This window comes from Dactylosporangium aurantiacum, assembly GCF_000716715.1.
GTDB lineage: Bacteria > Actinomycetota > Actinomycetes > Mycobacteriales > Micromonosporaceae > Dactylosporangium > Dactylosporangium aurantiacum.
Genome location: NZ_JNYJ01000057.1, coordinates 37,536 through 55,247, shown reverse-complemented (window position 1 = coordinate 55,247; position 17,712 = coordinate 37,536). Strand labels below are relative to the sequence as shown.

The window sequence follows — 17,712 nt, the reverse complement described above, 5'->3', positions numbered from 1 at the left end:
CGTGCGCAACGCGCAGGACGGCATCTCGGTCGTGCAGACCGCTGAAGGCGCGCTCACCGAGACGCACTCCATCCTGCAGCGCATGCGCGACCTGTCCGTCCAGGCCTCGTCCACGGGTTCCCAGGACTCCGACGCGCGTACCGCCGCGCAGACCGAGTTCGCGCAGCTGAACCAGGAGCTGGACCGCATCGCCACCACCACCGCGTTCGGCGGGCAGAAGCTGCTCGACCCGACGACGTCCTACGTCGGCACCTTCCAGGTCGGCGCCAACACCGCGAGCGCGGACCAGATCACGGTCAGCCTCGGCACCGCCGCGTTCGGCGGCGTCACCGCCGTGACCGGCTTCGACTCGACCGGGCTCGGGGTGGCCGCGCTGGACCTGGTGACCGGCGCGTCGCTGGCGATCACCGCGATCGACGACGCGATCAAGGGGGTCTCGACCGCCCGGGCCACGCTCGGTGCGTACCAGAACCGCTTCGAACACACCATCAACAACCTCAACGTCGCGGTGGAGAACCTGTCCGCGTCCGAGTCACGCATCCGCGACACGGACATGGCGCAGGAGATGGTCTCCTTCACCCGCTCACAGATCCTCACCCAGGCCGGCACCAGCATGCTGGCCCAGGCCAACCAGGCACCGCAGAACGTGCTGTCGCTGCTGCGCTGACGGCGCTCGTAGGGCGGGGAGGGGACCCAGGTTTCCTCCCCGCACGCTTTGTCCCACGGAGGTACCAGCATGGCAACCGGAAGCGTCGACGGCCTCATCTCAGGCATGAGCACCTCGGCCGTCATCAGCAGCCTGATGCAGGTCGAGGCCGCGCCGCAGACCGCGCTCAAGTCCAAGGTCGCCACGCAGCAGAAGGTCGTCGGCGCGTACCAGGGCATCAACACGAAGATGCAGGCGCTGCTCACGGCGGCCAAGGCGATCGGCGACCCCACCGCCTGGAAGGGCGGCGTCGCCACGTCGAGCTCCGACGCCGCCACGGCCTCGACGACCGCGTCGAGCAGCACGCAGAGCGGCTCGCTCACCTTCCGCGTCAACCACCTGGCGACGGCGCACTCCATCGTGTTCGACACGCCGGTCACCGCGGTGACGGACAACATCATGGGCGGCTCGTCGTTCCAGATCAACTTCGCCGACGGCCCGAAGACGGTCAACGTCACCGACACGTCGCTGCAGGGCGTCGTCGACGCGATCAACAAGACCCCGGACCTCGGCGTGAAGGCCACCGCGTTCCAGGTCTCCCCCGGCAAGTACACGATGCAGATCACCTCGACGTCGCTCGGCCTGCAGTCGAAGTTCGACCTGGGCGGCTCGCCGTTCAGCGGGCTCGGCGCCGTCACCCCGGTCACCGAGGGCTCCGACGCGGAGCTGACCATCGGCGACGCGACGACCCCGCTCAAGGTGACGTCGTCGTCGAACACGTTCAAGGACCTGATGGGCGGCCTGAGCGTGACCGCGGTGAAGGAACAGGCGCCCACCGACCCGCCGGTGACGGTCACCGTCGCCCGGGACACCGAGGGCGTCGCCACCAAGGTGCAGGCGATGGTCGACGCGGCGAACGCGGCGCTGTCGGAGATCGCCACGCAGACCAAGAACAAGAGCGGCGCGGTCCCCGGCGGGCCCCTCGCCGGCAACAGCATCATGTCGCAGGTCGCCACCCGCGTGCTGAACACCGTCTCCGGCGGTACCGGCACCAACGGCAGCTTCAAGGACATCGGCATCGAGCTGACCCGCGACGGCCGGCTGACGTTCGACAAGACGAAGTTCACCGCGGCGCTCACCGCCGACCCGGACAAGACCCAGGCGCTGTTCATCGACGCCGCCCAGTCCGACGTCACCCTGAAGAACGGCCTCGCCGACCGGATGACCGCCGTGGCGGACAAGGCGACGCAGACCAACACCGGCACGCTGTCCCGCCTGATCATCAGCGGCAACGACGCCATCACCGAGCTCAACCACCGCGTCGACGACTGGGACGTGCGGTTGCAGGCCCGGCAGGCGACGCTGCAGAAACAGTTCGGCGCGATGGAGACCGCGCTGGGCAAGCTCAAGAACCAGGGCAACTGGTTGTCGGGCCAGCTCGCCTCGCTCGGCTAGGCCGACTCCCCCCTCAGCCTGGAGATCGCATGACCACTCAAGCCCTGCGCAACCGCTACGTCAGTGACAGCGTCGCGACCGCGCCCCCTTCCCGGCTGCTCGTGATGCTGTACGACCGGCTCGTGCTCGACCTGATGATCGCCGGCCAGTCCCTCGAACAGGGCGACCGGCTGACCGCGTCGGGGCGCATCCAGCACGCCCAGGAGATCATCATGGAGCTGCGGGCGACCCTCGACACGTCCGCGTGGAGCGGCGGGCCCGGCCTCGCGGCGCTGTACAGCTTCCTCATCACCGAGCTGGTCCAGGCGAACGTGACCGGCGACCGCGCCAAGGTCGAGTCCGTGCAGAGCTTCGCCGAGCAGTTGCGCGACGCGTGGCGGGAGGCGGCCGCGCAGGTCATCGGGGCCGGGCCGTGACCTCCCCGGACCCGGGACCGGACAAGGGCCGGGGCAAGGGCCTGGACGAGGGCCGGGACGAGGGCTGGCACGACGCCTGGGTCGCCGCCCTCGACGCGCTGGAGCTCGAGGCCGACCAGGTCGAGCAGCTGCTGCGGCACCGCGACGTGCTGGAGACCACGCCGCTGACGCCGGCGACGTTCACGCCGCCGGAAGGGCTCGGGCCGCTGCCGCTGGCGCTCGCGGACCGGGCCCGCCGGCTCGTGCAGCGGCAGCTGGACCTGTCCCGGGAGCTGACGATCGCGATGGCGGGCAACCGCCAGCAGGCACGGCTGGTGAGCCGGCTGCACCGCGAGGCGGCCGACACGGTGCCCGTCTTCGTCGACAACCGCACCTGAAAAGCACTGGGATTGCGCCCGAAAATGCCGATGGTGCCGGCATGACCCATATCCCGGTGTCCGTGATCGTCGCCGCCGGGGGCACCCCCGACGACTTCCACGCCTGCCTGCAGTCGCTGCGCCCGACCCTCGGCGTGCGCGACGAGGTCGTGTGCGTGCTGCCACCGGACCGCCCCGACCTACGCGCCGAGCTGCGCGGCGAGACCTGGCTGCGGGTGCTGGAGCCGGCCGCCGGGTCCGGCGTCGCCGAGCGCTGGACCGCCGGGGTCGACGCCACCCGCCACCCGGTCGTCGTCCTGGTCGACGGCGACGTGATCCTGTCGGCGCACTGGCTGGACCCGGTGCTGGAGCCGTTCCACGACCCGGCCGTCGTCGCCACCGGCCCCAGCTGCCAGCACACGTTCGGCCCGCAGCAGGTACAGCTGCCGGACGAGGCGATGACGAGCCCGGCGGCGTTCAAGACCCACGCCCGGCAGTGGCGCCAGGAGCACCGCGACGAGTTCACCGACGTCGACCGGCTCGGGCCGGTGTGCGTGGCGATCCGGCGCGACGCCCTCGCGATCGCCGGAGGACCCACCACGGACCTGCCCTGGGACGCGCTCGCCGCGCAGGGCCGCATCACCATCGCGCACGCCGCGCTCGTCGCGCACGTGGCCTCGCCCGCCTGTGGGCTGCGCACCGACCTCGCCGACGCGCCGGACGCCCCGCTGCTCAGCGCCTCGCTCATCGTCAAGGACGAGGCCGACGTGCTGGGCCCGTCCCTGGACGCGATCCGCGACCTGGTGGACGAGATCGTCGTCTACGACACCGGCTCCACCGACGACACGGTGGCGATCGCCCGCGCCCACGGCGCCCGCGTCGTGGAGGGCTTCTGGAACGACCACTTCGGCGACGCCCGCAACCGCTCGCTGGAGCACTGCCGCGGCCGCTGGGTGCTGTGGATCGACGCGGACGAGGTGTTCACCGGCGACCGCCGCACGGTCCGGGAGGCGGTCGAACGCGCCGACGGCAGGGCGTTCCTCGCGCTGATCGAGAACCGGGAGGGTCACGAGGGCGGCGGCGGCTCCAGCGCCATCTACTACCCCCGGCTGTTCCGGCGGGCCCAGGCGCGGCTGTACGGCCGGCTGCACGAACAGGTCCTCGACCGCATCACCGGGCAGGGCTTCATGGGCCCGCACCTGCCCGAGCTGGTGCTCGACCACTCCGGCTACACGCGGCTGCGCCGGGTCGTGAAGAGCAAGACCGAACGCAACCTGCGCCTGGCGCAGCTCGCCGTGGACGACGTGAACGGCATGACCGCCGTGGGCAACCTGGCCCGCTCCCAGATCAGCTCCGGCCACGTCGAGGAGGCGATCGCCACCTCCCGGCGCGGCCTGGCCGAGGCGAAGGAGCGCAGCCACCGGGTGCTGTTCCTGAAGATCCTCGCCGACGCGTACCTCGCCCTGGGCCGCATTCCCGAGGCGGCCGGGGTGATCGAGGACCTGCGCGCGATCGCCACGAACCCGGCCACGGTCGGCGAGCACGAGGTCAAGCTCCGGTTCGTCGAGGGCGACTACGAGCGGGCCCTGGAGATCATCGACGAGCTGCCCGAGTCCGGCGTCAACGACCTGCTGTACGGCGTCGGCCGGGACCGCTTCGCGGGCCTGCGCATCGACGCGCTGAGCCGGCTCGACCGGCACACGGAGGCCGCTTTTCACCTGCGCGAGACCCTGCGCAAGGGGCAGGTGCCCGTGCCGGTGGCCCGGATGGCGCAGATCCTCGGCGCCGCCGGCGGCAGCCTGGCCGAGGTCGCCGAGCTGCTGCCCCGCTCGGGGGTGCGTGGGCTGCTGTTCGGCATCGCCGAGGCCCCGCCGGAGGCTGCCGACGAGCTGCTCGAGGCGCTGTGGCGGCGGTACCCGGGGGAGCCGACGGTGCTGACCGTGGCCGCGCGGGTCGGCCGGCTGGTCCCGCTCATCCGCGCGATGGAGTGGTCGGCCCGGCTGCGCCAGCACGGCTTCCCCGAGCGCTGCACGCTGCTCGCGCTGTCCGGCGACGCCCGGCGCACGCCGCGGGAGCGGACCCTGGCGGCGGCGATCGCCCTGGAGATGTTCCACGACGAGGCGGCGCTGCCGCTGCTGGGCGAGGCGCTGGCCGCGGTGCCGGACGAGCAGAGCGCGCCCGTGCTGGAGGAGATGCGCATCCTGGCACCGCGGGTGTCGGACTCGATCGAGCTGGCCGACGCCTGACAGCAGCACGGCCGGCCGGCGCCCCGACAACGGCGCGGCCGGCCGGCGCGTAACGGCAACGGCGCGGCCGGCCGGCGCGTAACGGCAACGGCGCGGCCGGCCGGCACCGGTTGCCCGGTGCCGGCCGGCCTCTCCCCCAGCAGCTGGTTCAGCGCCCGGCGCCGACCAGCTCCCCCTCGACCACGGGCGCCGGTGCCGGCGGCACCTCGCGGCGGCGCATGAAGCGCGGCGCCCACCAGTTCGCGTTGCCCAGCAGCGTCATCAGCGACGGCAGCACCACCGCCCGGATGATGGTCGCGTCGAGCAGGATCGCCGCGGCCAGGCCGACGCCGAGCTGCTTCATGTCCACGGTGCTCAGCGTGGCGAAGATGGAGAACACCGCCACCATCACGATCGCCGCGCTGGTGACCACGCCGGCGGAGCCGGTGATGCCGTGCGCCACCGCGTCGCGGGTCGACATGCCCTGCCGGACCGCCTCGCGGATGCGGCTGACGACGAACACGTGGTAGTCCATCGACAGGCCGAACAGCACCACGAAGAGGAACAGCGGCAGCCAGGACACGACCGCGTCCATCGACTTGAAGCCCAGGATGCCCTCCGCCCAGGTGCCCTGGAAGATCAGCACGACCAGGCCGTAGGAGGCGCCGGCGGACAGCATGTTCAGGCCGATGGAGGTGACCGCGACGATCACCGAGCGGAACGTGAACGCCATGACCAGGAACGTCAGCACCAGCACGAACCCCATGACGAGCGGCAGCTTCTCCTTGACGTGCCCGGCGTAGTCGACGTCGGCGCCGACGAACCCGCCGACGGCCGCGTCGTGCCCCGCCACCACGCCCGGCACCTTGCCGACGGTCTGCGGGACCATGACCTCACGCAGCCGGGTCAGGGACTCCTTGGCCTCCTCGGAGCGGCCGGCGAACGGGGTGGCCACGTCGAGCACGGCGACCTTGCCGTCGGCGGAGACCTCGATGTCGGGGGCCTCGTCCAGCGGCGCGAACAGCGGGTCGGCGGCCGCGGTCTTCGCCAGCTCGGTCAGCGCGGCCTTCGTGGCGTCGAGCTGGCCGGCCGGGACGCGGACCGCGACGGTGTGCACGGTGCCGGTGCTCGGGTACGCCTTGACCAGCCGGTCGTACGCCTGCATCGCCGGCGTGGTGCGCGGCAGGTCCTCCATGCCGGGGAAGCTCAGCCGCATGGTCAGCGCCGGGGCCGCGAGGGCCAGCAGCGCCAGGACCGACACGGCGAGGGTGGCCGCCGGGCGGCGCAGGGCGGGCCGCAGGATGAAGCTCCAGAACCGGGACTGGCCCTCGGCCGCGCCACGGGGGCGGGTGAGGCGCCACAGCAGCGGCACGCGGGGCCGGTCGATCCAGCGGCCCAGCTTCGACAGCAGCGCCGGCAGGACGGTCAGCGAGCCGATCACGGAGACCAGCACGACCAGGATGGAGCCGACGGCGAGCGACGAGAAGACGACGTCACCGGCGAGGAAGAGCCCGGCCATGGCGATCGTCACGGCGACACCGGAGACGACCACGGCGTGCCCGGAGGTCTCCGCGGCGATCTCGACCGCGTCCAGGTGCTGGCGGCCCTTCGCCCGTTCCTCGCGCTCCCGGCGCAGGTAGAACAGCGAGTAGTCGACGCCGACGGCCATGCCGATGAGCAGGATGACGCTGGCGGTGGTGTCGGTCGACGGCACCAGGTGCGAGGCGAGCGTCGACAGGCCGAGCGCGGCCGCGACCGACGACAGCGCCAGCAGCACCGGCACGCCGGCGGCGATGAGCGCGCCGAACGCGACGATGAGGATCGCGAACGTCACCGGCAGGCTGAGGAACTCGGCCCGCTGGAAGTCCTTGCCGAGGGTGTCGTCCATGGCCTGGCCGATGGACTCGCCGCCGGTCTCCTCGACCCGCAGCTCGGGGTGGGCCCGCTGCACGCCGGCGGTGGCGTCGCGCAGCTTGCCGACGCGGTCCTGGGCGGTCTCGGGATCGCCGCTCATGGTGACCCGGACCAGCAGGGCGCCGCCGTCGTGGGAGGGCAGCGGGTCGCTCACGGAGGCGACCTCGGGCAGCGCCTTCATCGCGGTGGTCACGTCGGCGGCGGCCCTGTCGGCGGCGCCGCGGTCCAGGGCGCCGGTGAGCGGGGTGATGAGCACGCTCTCGGTCGCCGGGTTGTCGAACTTGCCGTCGTGGACGATGACGTCGGCCCGGCCGGACTCGCCGATGGCCTGGTCGGAGTTGCTCGCCTCGACGGTCCCCGCCATGTTGCCACCGATGAAGCAGACAGCGACGAACACGACCCACAGTGCGATTGCGCGCCAAGGGTGTTCCGCGCTCCAGCGCGCCACCCGTACGGTAACCGGTCTCTTCTCCACGTGAGAGACGCTATGGATCGGCGGCGCCGGAAACATCCGGGCTGCACCCCGCCCGGACCCGGATCCGGGCCGTGGGGGTTTTCCCCGAGACCGAAACCCTCAAGCCCCGGTGAGCGGCGCCGATACCTCTAACGAGCAAGGATCGCTCATCACCGTAGCCACGGACCGGCGACACACCGCGAGCAGCACCGTTTTCCGGTGGACGGGAGCCTCCCCGTGTTCGAAGACGTCACGTCCGTCACCCTGCACAGTGCCCTGACCGGGCTGGCGAAGCGGCAACGCGTCATCGCCGACAACATCGCCAACATCGAGACGCCCGGGTTCCTCGCCGGGCGGGTGTCGTTCGAGGACTCGCTGCGCACCGCGGTCGAGGCGGGCACGCCGCAGGACGCGACGATCGCCGTGGCCCGGTCGCTGGAGCCGACCCGCGAGGACGGCAACAACGTCAACCTCGACCACGAGGTGCTCTCCAACGTCGACACCGGCCTGCGGTACCAGACGATGCTGCGCGCCGTGGACGACAAGTTCGTGCTGCTGCGCACGGCGATCAGGGGCTGACCATGACCATCTTCGGCGCGATCGGCATCGCCGGCACGGGTGCGACCGTCTACCGCAAGTGGCTCGACGCGATCGCCGACAACGTCGCGAACATGAACGACGCCGTGCCGACCTCGGGGCAGGTGTTCCGCGCCCGGTACGTGCAGGCCCGCGCGGTCGACTACGGCACCGGCGAGGGTGGCGTGGTCGTCGCCGGCACCGCGCTCGGCGACGCCAAGGGCCGCCTGGTGTACGAGCCGGAGAACCCCCTGGCGGACCGGGAGGGGTACGTGAAGTACCCCGACATCGACCTCGGCTCGCAGATGACCCAGATGATCATGGCGCAGCGCGGCTACCAGGCGAACCTCACCGTGGTCGACCGGGCCAAGGACGCGTACCAGGCCGCGATCCAGATCGGGAAGGGCTGATCATGACCATTTCCGCCATCCCCGCCGTCAGCGCCCTTCCGGCGCTGTCCCCGGTCAGCGCGTCCGACCAGAGCGGGCCCTCGACCTCGGGCGCCGACTTCGGCGCCATGGTCGCGCAGGGCCTGCAGCACCTCGAGCAGGTCCAGCACACCGCCGACGAGCTCGCCGTGCAGGCCGCCACCGGCCGCCTCACCGACGTGCACGACTACATGATCGCCGCGACCGAGGCGAGCCTCGCGACCAGTCTCACCGTCGCCGTGCGGAACAAGGCCCTCGACGCCTTCAACGAGATCATGAGGATGCAGGCCTGATGCGCGACCGGCTCACCGCCCTGCTGCGGCGGGGCAGGGACGGCTGGCAGTCGTTCACCCCGGGGCAGCGCGCCGTCACCATCGTCGCCGTGCTGGCCCTGGCGATCGGCGGCTACTTCTTCGCGACGTGGGCCGGCAAGCCGACCATGGCGCCGCTGTTCTCGAACCTCGCGGCCAGCGACGCCAGCGCGATCGTCGACCGGCTCAACGCCGAGGGCGTCACGTACACCCTGTCCGACGGCGGCAGCACCATCAACGTGCCCAGCGACCAGGTGTACAACCTGCGCATCTCGATGAGCGGCGCCGGGCTGCCCGCCTCCGGCGACGCGGGGTACGCGCTGCTGGACAAGCAGGGCATCATGACCAGCGAGTTCATGCAGCAGGTCACGTACCGGCGCGCGCTGGAGGGTGAGCTCGGCAAGACCATCGAGGCGATCAACGGGGTCAACAAGGCCACCGTGCACCTGGCGATCCCGCAGAAGGACGTCTTCACCGACGACCAGCTCGCGCCGACCGCGTCGGTGCTCGTCGACACCGGCACCAAGCCCCTGCCCGGCGGCGCCGTCACCTCGATCGTGCACCTGGTCTCCTCCAGCGTCGAAGGGCTGGAGCCCGGCGCGGTCACCGTCGTCGGCGCCAACGGCAAGGTGCTGTCCAGCTCCGGCGACGACGACACGTCCCCCGACGGGCCGGCGGGCAAGACCTCGGCGTACGAGCAGCGCCTCAACTCCGCCCTGCAGCGCATGCTCGACACGGTCGTCGGCCCGGGGCACTCCGTCGTGCAGGTGACCGCCGACCTCGACCTCAACGCCACCGAGACCAAGACGCAGACGTACGTCGCGGACCCGGCCGTGCCGCCGCTGTCGGAGTCGAAGACCTCCGAGCAGTACACCGGCGGCAACGGCACCCCGGTCGGCGGCGTCCTCGGCCCCGACAACATCCAGGTGCCCAACGGCACCGGCGCCGGCGGTGACGGCACGTACCAGCAGTCCACCGAGACCCGCAACAACGCCGTCGGCATGGTCACCGAGACGAAGAAGTCCGCGCCCGGCGCGGTGAAGAAGCTCGCCGTCGCCGTCATCGTCGACAGCTCCGCGGCGAAGATCGACGAGGCACAGCTGCAGCAGCTGGTCTCCTCCGCCGTCGGCCTCGACGCGACCCGCGGCGACCAGATCGCGGTCAGCTCGATGGCGTTCGACACCAGCAGGTCCGAGGCGGAGCAGCAGGCGGCCGGCGAGGCGGCGAAGGCGGAGCAGGGCCGGCTGCAGCAGAAGTACATCCAGATGGGCCTCATCATCCTGGCCCTGCTGGTCCTGCTGATCATCGCGGCGATCTCCGGCCGCCGCCGGCGCAAGGCCGAGAAGGCCAAGCTCAGCGAGCAGCAGAACGCGGCGCTGGAGGAGATGCAGGCGGCGATCGAGGCGGCCCGCGCCAAGCTGGCGCTGGAGGGCCACGGCGGCATCGGCGGCGCCCACGCCCTCGAAGGCGCCGGCGGCCCCGGCGAGGAGTTCGACCGCGACGGCCGGTTCCGTGACATCACCCAGATGGTCGAGAAGCAGCCCGACGAGGTGGCCCAGCTGCTGCGCGGCTGGCTCGCCGACCGCCGCGGATGAGCCGCCGTGACCACCGGTGAGCTGTCCGGGCTGCGCAAGGCCGCGATCCTGCTCGTACAGATGGGCAAGGAGGACGCGGCGAAGATCATGTCGCACCTGCGCGAGGCGGAGGTCGAGGAGCTCACCGCCGAGATCATGCGTCTCGGGCAGGTCGAGGGCGACGTGGCCGACGTGGTGCTCGAGGAGTTCCACGACATGGCGACCGGGCACCGGTACGTCGGTCAGGGCGGCCTCGACTTCGCCCGGGACCTGCTGGAGGCGTCGCTCGGCCGGGAGCGGGCCGGGGAGATCGTCGGCCGGCTCAACACGGTCTTCATGGACGTGCCGTTCGGCTTCCTCGGCCAGGCCGACCCGCGGCAGCTGCTGTCGTTCCTGCAGGACGAGCACCCGCAGACGATCGCGCTGGTCCTCGCGCACATGACGGCCACGCAGGCGTCGCAGATCCTCGGTGGGCTCGCCCCGGAGCTGCAGGCGGACGTCGCGCACCGGATCGCCGTCATGGACCGCACCTCGCCGGAGATCATCCGCAAGGTCGAGGCGACCCTGGAACGCAAGATGTCGTCGGTGCTGCAGCCCAGCGACCTGTCCGCGGTCGGCGGGCTCGAGCCGCTGGTCGAGATCATCAACCGGACCGACCGGGCAACGGAACGGCTGATCCTGGAAGGGCTCGCCGGGCGCAACCCGGAGCTGGCGGAGGAGATCCGCTCGAAGATGTTCATGTTCGAGGACATCGTGTCCCTCGACGACCGCTCCATCCAGCTGGTCCTGCGCCAGGTCGAGACCAACGACCTGGCCACCGCGCTCAAGGGCGTCCGCGAGGAGGTCCGCCAGAAGGTGATGAAGAACCTCTCGGAGCGCGCCGCGGAGAACCTCGCCGACGAGATCGAGATGCTCGGCCCGGTCCGCCTGCGCACGGTCGAGGAGTCCCAGGCGAAGATCGTCCAGGCGATCCGGACCCTCGAGGAGTCGGGCCAGATCACCATCCGCCGAGGGGACGACGATGAGTTCGTCGGCTGACTACCCGCTCGCGTTCCCGCCGCCGCCGAAGAAGCGGCCGGGCCCACCCCGGCCGGCGTTCCCGCCGCCGCCCCCGCCGCCGCCGACCCCGGCGACCCGGGCGTTCCCGCCACCGGACGTGCCGACCACCCTCCGGTACGGCGAGAGCGTCCTCACCGACGACCGCGCGGAGGCCGCCCCACCGGCCCGCTTCGACGTCGACCTACGGGAGCGCGAGGCGTACCCGCCGGAGCTCGTCGCGCAGGTCCGGGCCGAGGCGGAGGCCGCCGGGTACGCCGCCGGCTGGGCGCAGGGCATGCGGGAGGCGCGGGCCGGCGCCGAAGCGGAGGCCGCCCGGGTCGCCGCCGAGGCCGCCGCGGCCGCCGAGGCGCAGCGGCAGCGGGTCGCCCGCGCGCTGCACGCGGTCGACGCCGCCGTGGCCGACCTGGAGCGGCGGGTCGTGCCGGCCGCGCACGACATCGAGGACCAGATCGTCGCGACCGCGTTCGCGATCGCCGAGGCGGTCCTCGGCCGGGAGCTGCGCACCGCGACCGAACCGGGCCGGGAGGCCCTCACCAGGGCCCTCGCGCTGGCGCCGGCGGGAAGTCCGGTGACCGTCCGGCTCAACCCGGCCGACCGGCTGACGATAGGACAGACGGAACTGGTCATGGACGGCCGCACGGTGTCCCTCGTGGACGACCCCGGCCTCGCCCCGGGTGACGCCCTCGCGCTGTGCGACGCCACGACGGTCGACGCCCGGCTCGGGCCGGCCCTGGACCGGGTGCGGGAGGTGCTCGAACAGTGACGTCGTCGCTGCAGCAGCGCATCGCCGCCGCCCGCCGGGCCGCCGGCCCCCGCGTCACCGGCCGGGTCACCTCCATCATCGGCCTGTCGGTCACCGTCGCCGGCGTCGACGGGCGCGTCGGCGACCTCGTCGAGATCGGGCCGGCCGGCGCCGCCGTGCCCGCCGAGGTCGTCTCCATCGAGGGCGACCGGCTCGCGTGCCTGCCGCTGGGCCCGCTGACCGGGATCGGCACCGGCAGCCCGGTGCGCGGGACCGGCGCGCCGCTGCTGATCGCCGTCGGCCCGCAGCTGCGCGGGCGCATCCTCGACGGCCTCGGCCGTCCCATGGACGGCGGCCCGGCGCTCACCGGCCTGGAGCTGGTGAGCGTCGAGCACGACGCCCCCGACGCCCTCGCCCGCGGCCGCGTCCAGGAGCCGCTGTCGCTCGGGGTGCGCGCGCTGGACACCCTCGTGCCGTGCGGCCGGGGGCAGCGCATCGGCATCTTCGCCGGATCGGGCGTCGGCAAGAGCAGCCTGATGTCGATGATCACCCGGGGTACCGACGCCGAGATCTCCGTGATCGGGCTGGTCGGCGAGCGCGGCCGCGAGGTGCGCGAGTTCATCGAGAACGACCTCGGGCCCGAGGGCCTGGCCCGGTCCGTCGTCGTGATCGCGACCTCCGACCAGCCGCCGCTGGTGCGGCTGCGGGCCGGGTTCGTCGCGACCCGGATCGCCGAGTACTTCCGCGACGGCGGCCGGGACGTGCTGCTGCTGATGGACAGCCTCACCCGCACCGCGATGGCGCAGCGCGAGGTCGGCCTGTCCGCCGGCGAGCCGCCCGCGACCCGCGGCTACCCGCCGAGCGTCTTCGCGCTGCTGCCGCGCCTGCTGGAGCGGGCCGGCCCGGCACCCGTCGGCTCGATCACCGGCCTGTACACGGTCCTCGTCGAAGGCGACGACCACAACGAGCCGATCGCCGACACCGCCCGCTCCATCCTCGACGGGCACATCACGCTCGACCGGCGGCTCGCCACGTCCGGGCACTTCCCCAGCATCGACGTGCTGGAGTCGGTGTCCCGGGTCGCCAACGCGGTCACCACCCGCGAGCAGCGCGCCGACGCGACCGCCCTGCGCCGGATGCTGGCCGCGCACCGCGACGTGCGCGAGCTGGTCGAGATCGGCGCGTACGTCAGCGGCACCAACCCCGACGCCGACCGGGCCCGGGCGCTGTGGCCGCAGATCAACGACTTCCTGCGGCAGGACATGGACGACACCACCCCGGCGCCGCTGGCGTGGTCGATGCTGGAAGCGCTGGTGAGGTCCTGATGGCGAAGAACGGGTTCCGGCTCGGCGCGGTCCTGCGGGCGCGCAAGGCCCAGGAGGACGCGGCGAAGGCGGCCGTCGTGCGGGCCCGCGCCGACGCCGCCGCGGCGCACGGCGCGGTCCAGGCCCGCGAACGCGACCTCGACCGGCGCCGGCCCCCGGACGCGGCGACCTCGGCGGCGTTCGCCGCCACCCTCATGGCCCGGCAGGCGGTCGCGGGCGCGCTGTCCGCGGCGATCGGCGCGGCCGCCCTCGCCGACGAGACCGTCCAGGACCGGCTCGACGACCTCACCGGCGCGGCCGTGCAGCGGCGCACCATCGAGAAGCTGCAGGAGCGTCACGACCTGACCCGCAAGCAGACGGTGGCCGCGGCCGAGGCCAAGGCGGTCGACGACCTGACCACCGCCGCCGCCCACAACCGCAAGGACCAGCCATGACGGTGTACGAGGCGCAGGCGCGCGTGGCGCAGATCCGCTCCCGGTTCGGGCTCCCCGCGGCCGCGGCGACCGGCGGTGGTGACGCGTTCGCGGCGGCCCTGCGGTCCACGGTCGCGGGCGGTCCGGCGACCGGCACGGCCGTCGTCGAGGCGGCGAAACGGTACCTGGGCACGCCGTACGTCTTCGGCGGCAGCACCCCCGAAAGCGGTCTGGACTGCTCGGGCCTGGTCCAGCGGGTCTACGCCGACCTGGGGGTGAAGCTGCCCCGCGTCGCGAAGGACCAGGCCCGGCAGGGCACCGCGGTGCCCGACCTGGCCCATGCGCGCCCCGGTGACCTGCTGGCCTTCGGCGACCCGGTCGACCACGTGGCCATCTACGCCGGCGACGGCCGCATGATCGCCGCGCCGCACGCCGGGGACGTCGTGAAGTCGCAGCAGGTGTACGAGACGCCGACCGCCATCCGCCGGATCGTGCCTGCCGCCTGGTCCGACACCCTTTCCGGAGGTGCGCTGTCGGCGGGTGCGCCGGCGGTGGCGCCGGTGGGTGGCGGGTCGATGGTCGCGGCGGCGGCGCTGCGGCCCGCGGCGCTCAACGGCGTGCCGTACGCCGAGCTGTTCCAGCAGGCCGGCGCGAAGTACGGCCTGCCGGCCGCCCTGCTCGCCGCGGTCGCGAAGGTCGAGTCCGGATACAACCCGGCGGCCGTCAGCGGCGCCGGCGCGCAGGGGCTCATGCAGCTGATGCCGGCGACCGCGCGGGGCCTCGGCGTCAACGCCCTCGACCCGGCCCAGGCCGTCGACGGCGCCGCGCGGATGCTGTCGGCGAACCTCGACCGCTTCGGCTCGGTCGAGCTGGCCCTCGCCGCGTATAACGCCGGCGGCGGCGCCGTCAGCCGCTACGGCGGCATCCCACCGTTCGCGCAGACCCAGGCGTACGTGCCGAAGGTCAAGGCCGCGATGGAGCAGCTCGCCGGAAGAGGGTTCGCATGACCGCGCCACTCGGCCCGCTCGGCCCGGCGGGCCCCGCCCGCGCCGCGGACCCCACCGACGCCGCCACCGGGCCGTCCGACGCCTTCGCCGCCGCCCTGGCCGCCGCGACCCGCGACCGCACCGCGCCGGCGACCCGGGCCGCCCACGACCACCGGGGCGACCACCGGGCCGACCACCGGGCCGACCACCGGGCCGACCGGCCGCAGGACCGCGACCAGGACCGTGCGGCGGAGCGGGAGCGCCGCTTCCCGGTGCGGGACCGCCGGATCCGCGACGAACGCCCCCGCCCCGCCGACCCCGACCCGGTCGCCGCCGCCACCGCCGCCCAGCAGCGCCGCGAGACCGTCCGGCACCGCGAGACCGTCCAGCACCGCGACCCCGTCCAGCACCGCGAGACCGTCCAGCACCGCGACCCCGTCCAGCACCGCGAGACCGTGGTCCGGCGCGGCGAGGCGGACCGCCGCGAGCGCACCTCGGCCCCGGAGCCCGCACCGCCGGTCGCCCTGCCGGCTGGGCAGCGCGCTCTGGAGGCGATGCTCCGGGCGGCCGCGGCGAGGTCCGGCGCCACCGAGGTGACAGTGCCCGTCGATGCCGCCGGGGCGGTGCCGCTGACCACACCCACCGCCGCGGCCGCCCTCGGACCGCCGGCCGGGCTCCCCCCGATGGTGGACGGCTCCGGCGGCCGGGCCGGGACACCGGCCACGGCCGGGCAACCGTCGCGGTCCGTCGCCTGGACCGGCGACCCCCGGACGGCCGGCGCACCTCGCATCACGGGGCCGGTCGTGGCCGACCGCGCGCTGACCGTCGCGACCGACCAGGCCGCCGTGGCGCGGGCCGCGGAGAGCACGGCGCCGGGCGCGTTCCCGCCTGGCGCGGTGCCCGGCCTTGTCCCGACCGGCGGCACGGAGGCCTGGACGTCCGCGCCGCCGACCGCCGGTCAGGGCGCGCCCGGCGCGCAGGAACGTCAAGCGGGGCAGGCTGGTCCCGGCCGGGCGGGCATCATCCTTCCCACCGCGCACGCCGTCCCACTGCCGGTGGCGACCGACGGGTCCCTCCAGGACACGCTCGCCGCCACGACCGGGGCCACCGGGGTCAGCGGGCCGTCCGGCGTGCCGCACGCCGGGGTCGCTCGCCCGGGCGGCCCGGGACTCCCGGACATCGCCCCCGTGATCGCCGCTGTGGTCACCGAAACGACAATCACCGTGGGTGTGAGCGGCCAGGGTGGCGCTCAGGGCGGCGGGCACGTCGGCACCCAGGGCTTCGGGCACGTCGGCACCCAGGACGGTGGGCAGGTCGGCGCTCAGGTCATCAGCCAGGCCGGTGGGCAGACCGGCACTCAGACCGGCGGGCAGCTCACAGCACAGGCTGTCGCCGGCACGATCGCCCACGACATCGCCGACGCGCAGGGCATCGCTGATGGCGTCGCCCGCGACATCATGGGCGGTTCCCAGGCGCTCCCCCAGCCGCTGCCTCAGGCGGCGCCGGGTGTCCAGGCCGCCGCCGGCACACCGTCCGCGGCCGCCGCGCAGGCCGCGGCCCAGACGGCGGCCCAGCCAGCAGCGCAGCCAGGAGCACCGGCCGGAGCGCAGGTCGCCGTGCAGACCACAGTCCCGGCGGTGCCCACGGCCGGCGCCCGGGACGGCGACCGCGGACCGACGGCCGCCGGGGACCGGCCGACGGCCGCCGGCGGGCCGGTGTTCGTCGTGCCGCAGGTGGCGCAGGACGCGCTCACCGGCGACGCGCAGGCGCGTGGCGACGGGAACGGCCCCGGGCGGCACCCGGCACGCGTCGAGGCGGGGAACGCGACGGAGCAGGGGGCGGCGGTGGCCGTACAGCAGCAGCCGACCAACACCATGTCCGCGGTGGCGGCGCCGAACGGGCCGGACCCGGGGCCCGCCGTGCCGCAGCCGCCCGTGGCGACGCAGGTGGCGATGGCCCTGACGCCGCTGCGGCGGGGGCCCGACGGGGTGCACCGGATGACCATCCAGCTCAGCCCCGGGGATCTCGGGCCGGTGAGCATCGTGGCGGAGGTGCGCGACGGCACGATCGCGGTGCAGCTGACGGGCGGCAGCGAGGCGGCGCGGGCCGCGTTGCAGGCGGCGCTGCCGGACCTGCGGCAGGACCTGCGCGACGCCGGGTTCGCCCAGTGCACGCTCGACCTGCGGCAGGACCCGCACCAGGACTCGCACCGGCCGGGCAACCAGTCGCAACAGTTCTCAGGTTGGCAGCCGCAGGGTCGATCTCAACAGCAGGCACCCGAAGCACGGGCGACGGAACCGCTGCGCGATCCGGACACCCTCGAGGTGCTGGTCGACATGCGCATCTAGGAGGGGGTCCAGCCATCACCACCCCGACCGCGCCGGTCAGCGGCAAGATCAGCGACTACGTCCCGAAGACGAGCGCGCCGAGCGACGCCCCGAAGACCGGCGACACGCCGCAAACACCCGCGAAGCCCGGCGGTGAGCTGGGCAAGGACGCGTTCCTGAAGCTGCTCGTGGCCCAGTTGAAGTACCAGGACCCGATGAAGCCGATGGACAACTCCGAGTTCCTGGCGCAGACGGCGCAGTTCACCACGGTCGAGAAGCTCACCGACCTGGCGACCGTGCAGCAGCACCTGCTCACCGCGCAGCTGCAGCTCGGCGCGAGCAACCTGATCGGCAAGACCGTCGCCTACACCGGCGACGACGGCAAGGAGCAGACCGGCGTGGTCACCGCGGCGGCGTTCTCCGGCACCACCCCCACCCTGCGGGTCGGCGACACGGATGTCGCGCTCAGTGCGGTCAAGGAAGTCCGCAACCCGGCATCCTGAAA

17 protein-coding genes are annotated in these 17,712 nt (G+C 73.5%); 16 read left to right on the top strand and 1 reads right to left on the bottom strand.

Annotated elements, in window-relative coordinates:
• From OP18_RS43660 to OP18_RS43640, 5 genes are all read left to right on the top strand, one after another.
• The coding region (locus tag OP18_RS43660; protein WP_033365219.1) for a flagellin at nucleotides 1-667 on the top strand (667 nt) is incomplete at its 5' end.
• Nucleotides 668-736: 69 nt separating this feature from the next.
• Nucleotides 737-2,101: a flagellar filament capping protein FliD gene (gene fliD / locus OP18_RS43655; protein WP_033365218.1), complete on the top strand. Its 1,365-nt coding sequence runs from the start codon at nucleotides 737-739 to the stop codon at nucleotides 2,099-2,101.
• A 29-nt stretch (nucleotides 2,102-2,130) separates the two neighbouring features.
• A complete protein-coding gene (fliS, locus tag OP18_RS43650) occupies nucleotides 2,131-2,517 on the top strand; it encodes a flagellar export chaperone FliS (protein ID WP_033365217.1) in 387 nt (128 codons plus the stop codon).
• Nucleotides 2,514-2,894 carry a hypothetical protein gene (locus tag OP18_RS43645; protein ID WP_052388215.1) on the top strand — a complete coding sequence of 127 codons (381 nt, stop codon included), beginning with the start codon at nucleotides 2,514-2,516 and terminating at the stop codon, nucleotides 2,892-2,894. The genes fliS and OP18_RS43645 overlap by 4 nt, the downstream gene beginning before the upstream one ends.
• Before the next feature lie 41 nt (nucleotides 2,895-2,935).
• Complete coding sequence (locus OP18_RS43640) at nucleotides 2,936-5,119, top strand: glycosyltransferase (protein WP_081971611.1); 2,184 nt, start codon at nucleotides 2,936-2,938, stop codon at nucleotides 5,117-5,119.
• Between the two features lie 148 nt (nucleotides 5,120-5,267).
• Here OP18_RS43640 and OP18_RS43635 read toward each other — a convergent pair whose 3' ends face one another.
• On the bottom strand, nucleotides 5,268-7,487 hold the full coding sequence (locus OP18_RS43635; protein WP_033365215.1) for an MMPL family transporter: 2,220 nt from the start codon (nucleotides 7,485-7,487) through the stop codon (nucleotides 5,268-5,270).
• A 198-nt stretch (nucleotides 7,488-7,685) separates the two neighbouring features.
• Here OP18_RS43635 and OP18_RS43630 point away from each other — a divergent pair, with 198 nt between their 5' ends.
• The 11 genes from OP18_RS43630 to OP18_RS43580 are packed head-to-tail and all read left to right on the top strand — an operon-like array spanning nucleotide 7,686 to nucleotide 17,710.
• Nucleotides 7,686-8,045 carry a flagellar basal body rod protein FlgB gene (locus OP18_RS43630; protein ID WP_245635739.1) on the top strand — a complete coding sequence of 120 codons (360 nt, stop codon included), beginning with the start codon at nucleotides 7,686-7,688 and terminating at the stop codon, nucleotides 8,043-8,045.
• 2 nt (nucleotides 8,046-8,047) lie between these two features.
• The gene (locus OP18_RS43625) at nucleotides 8,048-8,452 is read left to right on the top strand and encodes a flagellar basal body rod protein FlgC (RefSeq protein WP_033365214.1); all 405 of its coding nucleotides are present in this window, start codon (nucleotides 8,048-8,050) and stop codon (nucleotides 8,450-8,452) included.
• A 2-nt stretch (nucleotides 8,453-8,454) separates the two neighbouring features.
• Nucleotides 8,455-8,763 carry a flagellar hook-basal body complex protein FliE gene (gene fliE, locus OP18_RS43620; protein WP_033365212.1) on the top strand — a complete coding sequence of 103 codons (309 nt, stop codon included), beginning with the start codon at nucleotides 8,455-8,457 and terminating at the stop codon, nucleotides 8,761-8,763.
• Nucleotides 8,763-10,376 carry a flagellar basal-body MS-ring/collar protein FliF gene (fliF, locus tag OP18_RS43615; protein ID WP_033365211.1) on the top strand — a complete coding sequence of 538 codons (1,614 nt, stop codon included), beginning with the start codon at nucleotides 8,763-8,765 and terminating at the stop codon, nucleotides 10,374-10,376. The genes fliE and fliF overlap by 1 nt, the downstream gene beginning before the upstream one ends.
• 6 nt (nucleotides 10,377-10,382) lie before the next feature.
• A complete protein-coding gene (gene fliG, locus OP18_RS43610; RefSeq protein ID WP_033365210.1) occupies nucleotides 10,383-11,393 on the top strand; it encodes a flagellar motor switch protein FliG in 1,011 nt (336 codons plus the stop codon).
• Complete coding sequence (locus tag OP18_RS43605; protein ID WP_156090194.1) at nucleotides 11,377-12,177, top strand: FliH/SctL family protein; 801 nt, start codon at nucleotides 11,377-11,379, stop codon at nucleotides 12,175-12,177. The genes fliG and OP18_RS43605 overlap by 17 nt, the downstream gene beginning before the upstream one ends.
• Nucleotides 12,174-13,481 (top strand): FliI/YscN family ATPase, encoded by a 1,308-nt coding sequence (locus tag OP18_RS43600; RefSeq protein WP_033365208.1) that lies wholly within the window; start codon nucleotides 12,174-12,176, stop codon nucleotides 13,479-13,481. Before OP18_RS43605 ends, OP18_RS43600 begins: the two co-directional genes overlap by 4 nt.
• Nucleotides 13,481-13,915, top strand: a complete 435-nt coding sequence (locus OP18_RS43595) for a hypothetical protein (protein ID WP_033365207.1) — start codon at nucleotides 13,481-13,483, stop codon at nucleotides 13,913-13,915. The genes OP18_RS43600 and OP18_RS43595 overlap by 1 nt, the downstream gene beginning before the upstream one ends.
• Nucleotides 13,912-14,901: a transglycosylase SLT domain-containing protein gene (locus OP18_RS62175; RefSeq protein WP_033365206.1), complete on the top strand. Its 990-nt coding sequence runs from the start codon at nucleotides 13,912-13,914 to the stop codon at nucleotides 14,899-14,901. The genes OP18_RS43595 and OP18_RS62175 overlap by 4 nt, the downstream gene beginning before the upstream one ends.
• Nucleotides 14,898-17,228, top strand: a complete 2,331-nt coding sequence (locus OP18_RS62170; RefSeq protein ID WP_033365205.1) for a flagellar hook-length control protein FliK — start codon at nucleotides 14,898-14,900, stop codon at nucleotides 17,226-17,228. The genes OP18_RS62175 and OP18_RS62170 overlap by 4 nt, the downstream gene beginning before the upstream one ends.
• Nucleotides 17,123-17,710 (top strand): flagellar hook capping FlgD N-terminal domain-containing protein, encoded by a 588-nt coding sequence (locus tag OP18_RS43580; protein WP_245635738.1) that lies wholly within the window; start codon nucleotides 17,123-17,125, stop codon nucleotides 17,708-17,710. Before OP18_RS62170 ends, OP18_RS43580 begins: the two co-directional genes overlap by 106 nt.
• Nucleotides 17,711-17,712 lie beyond the last annotated feature (2 nt).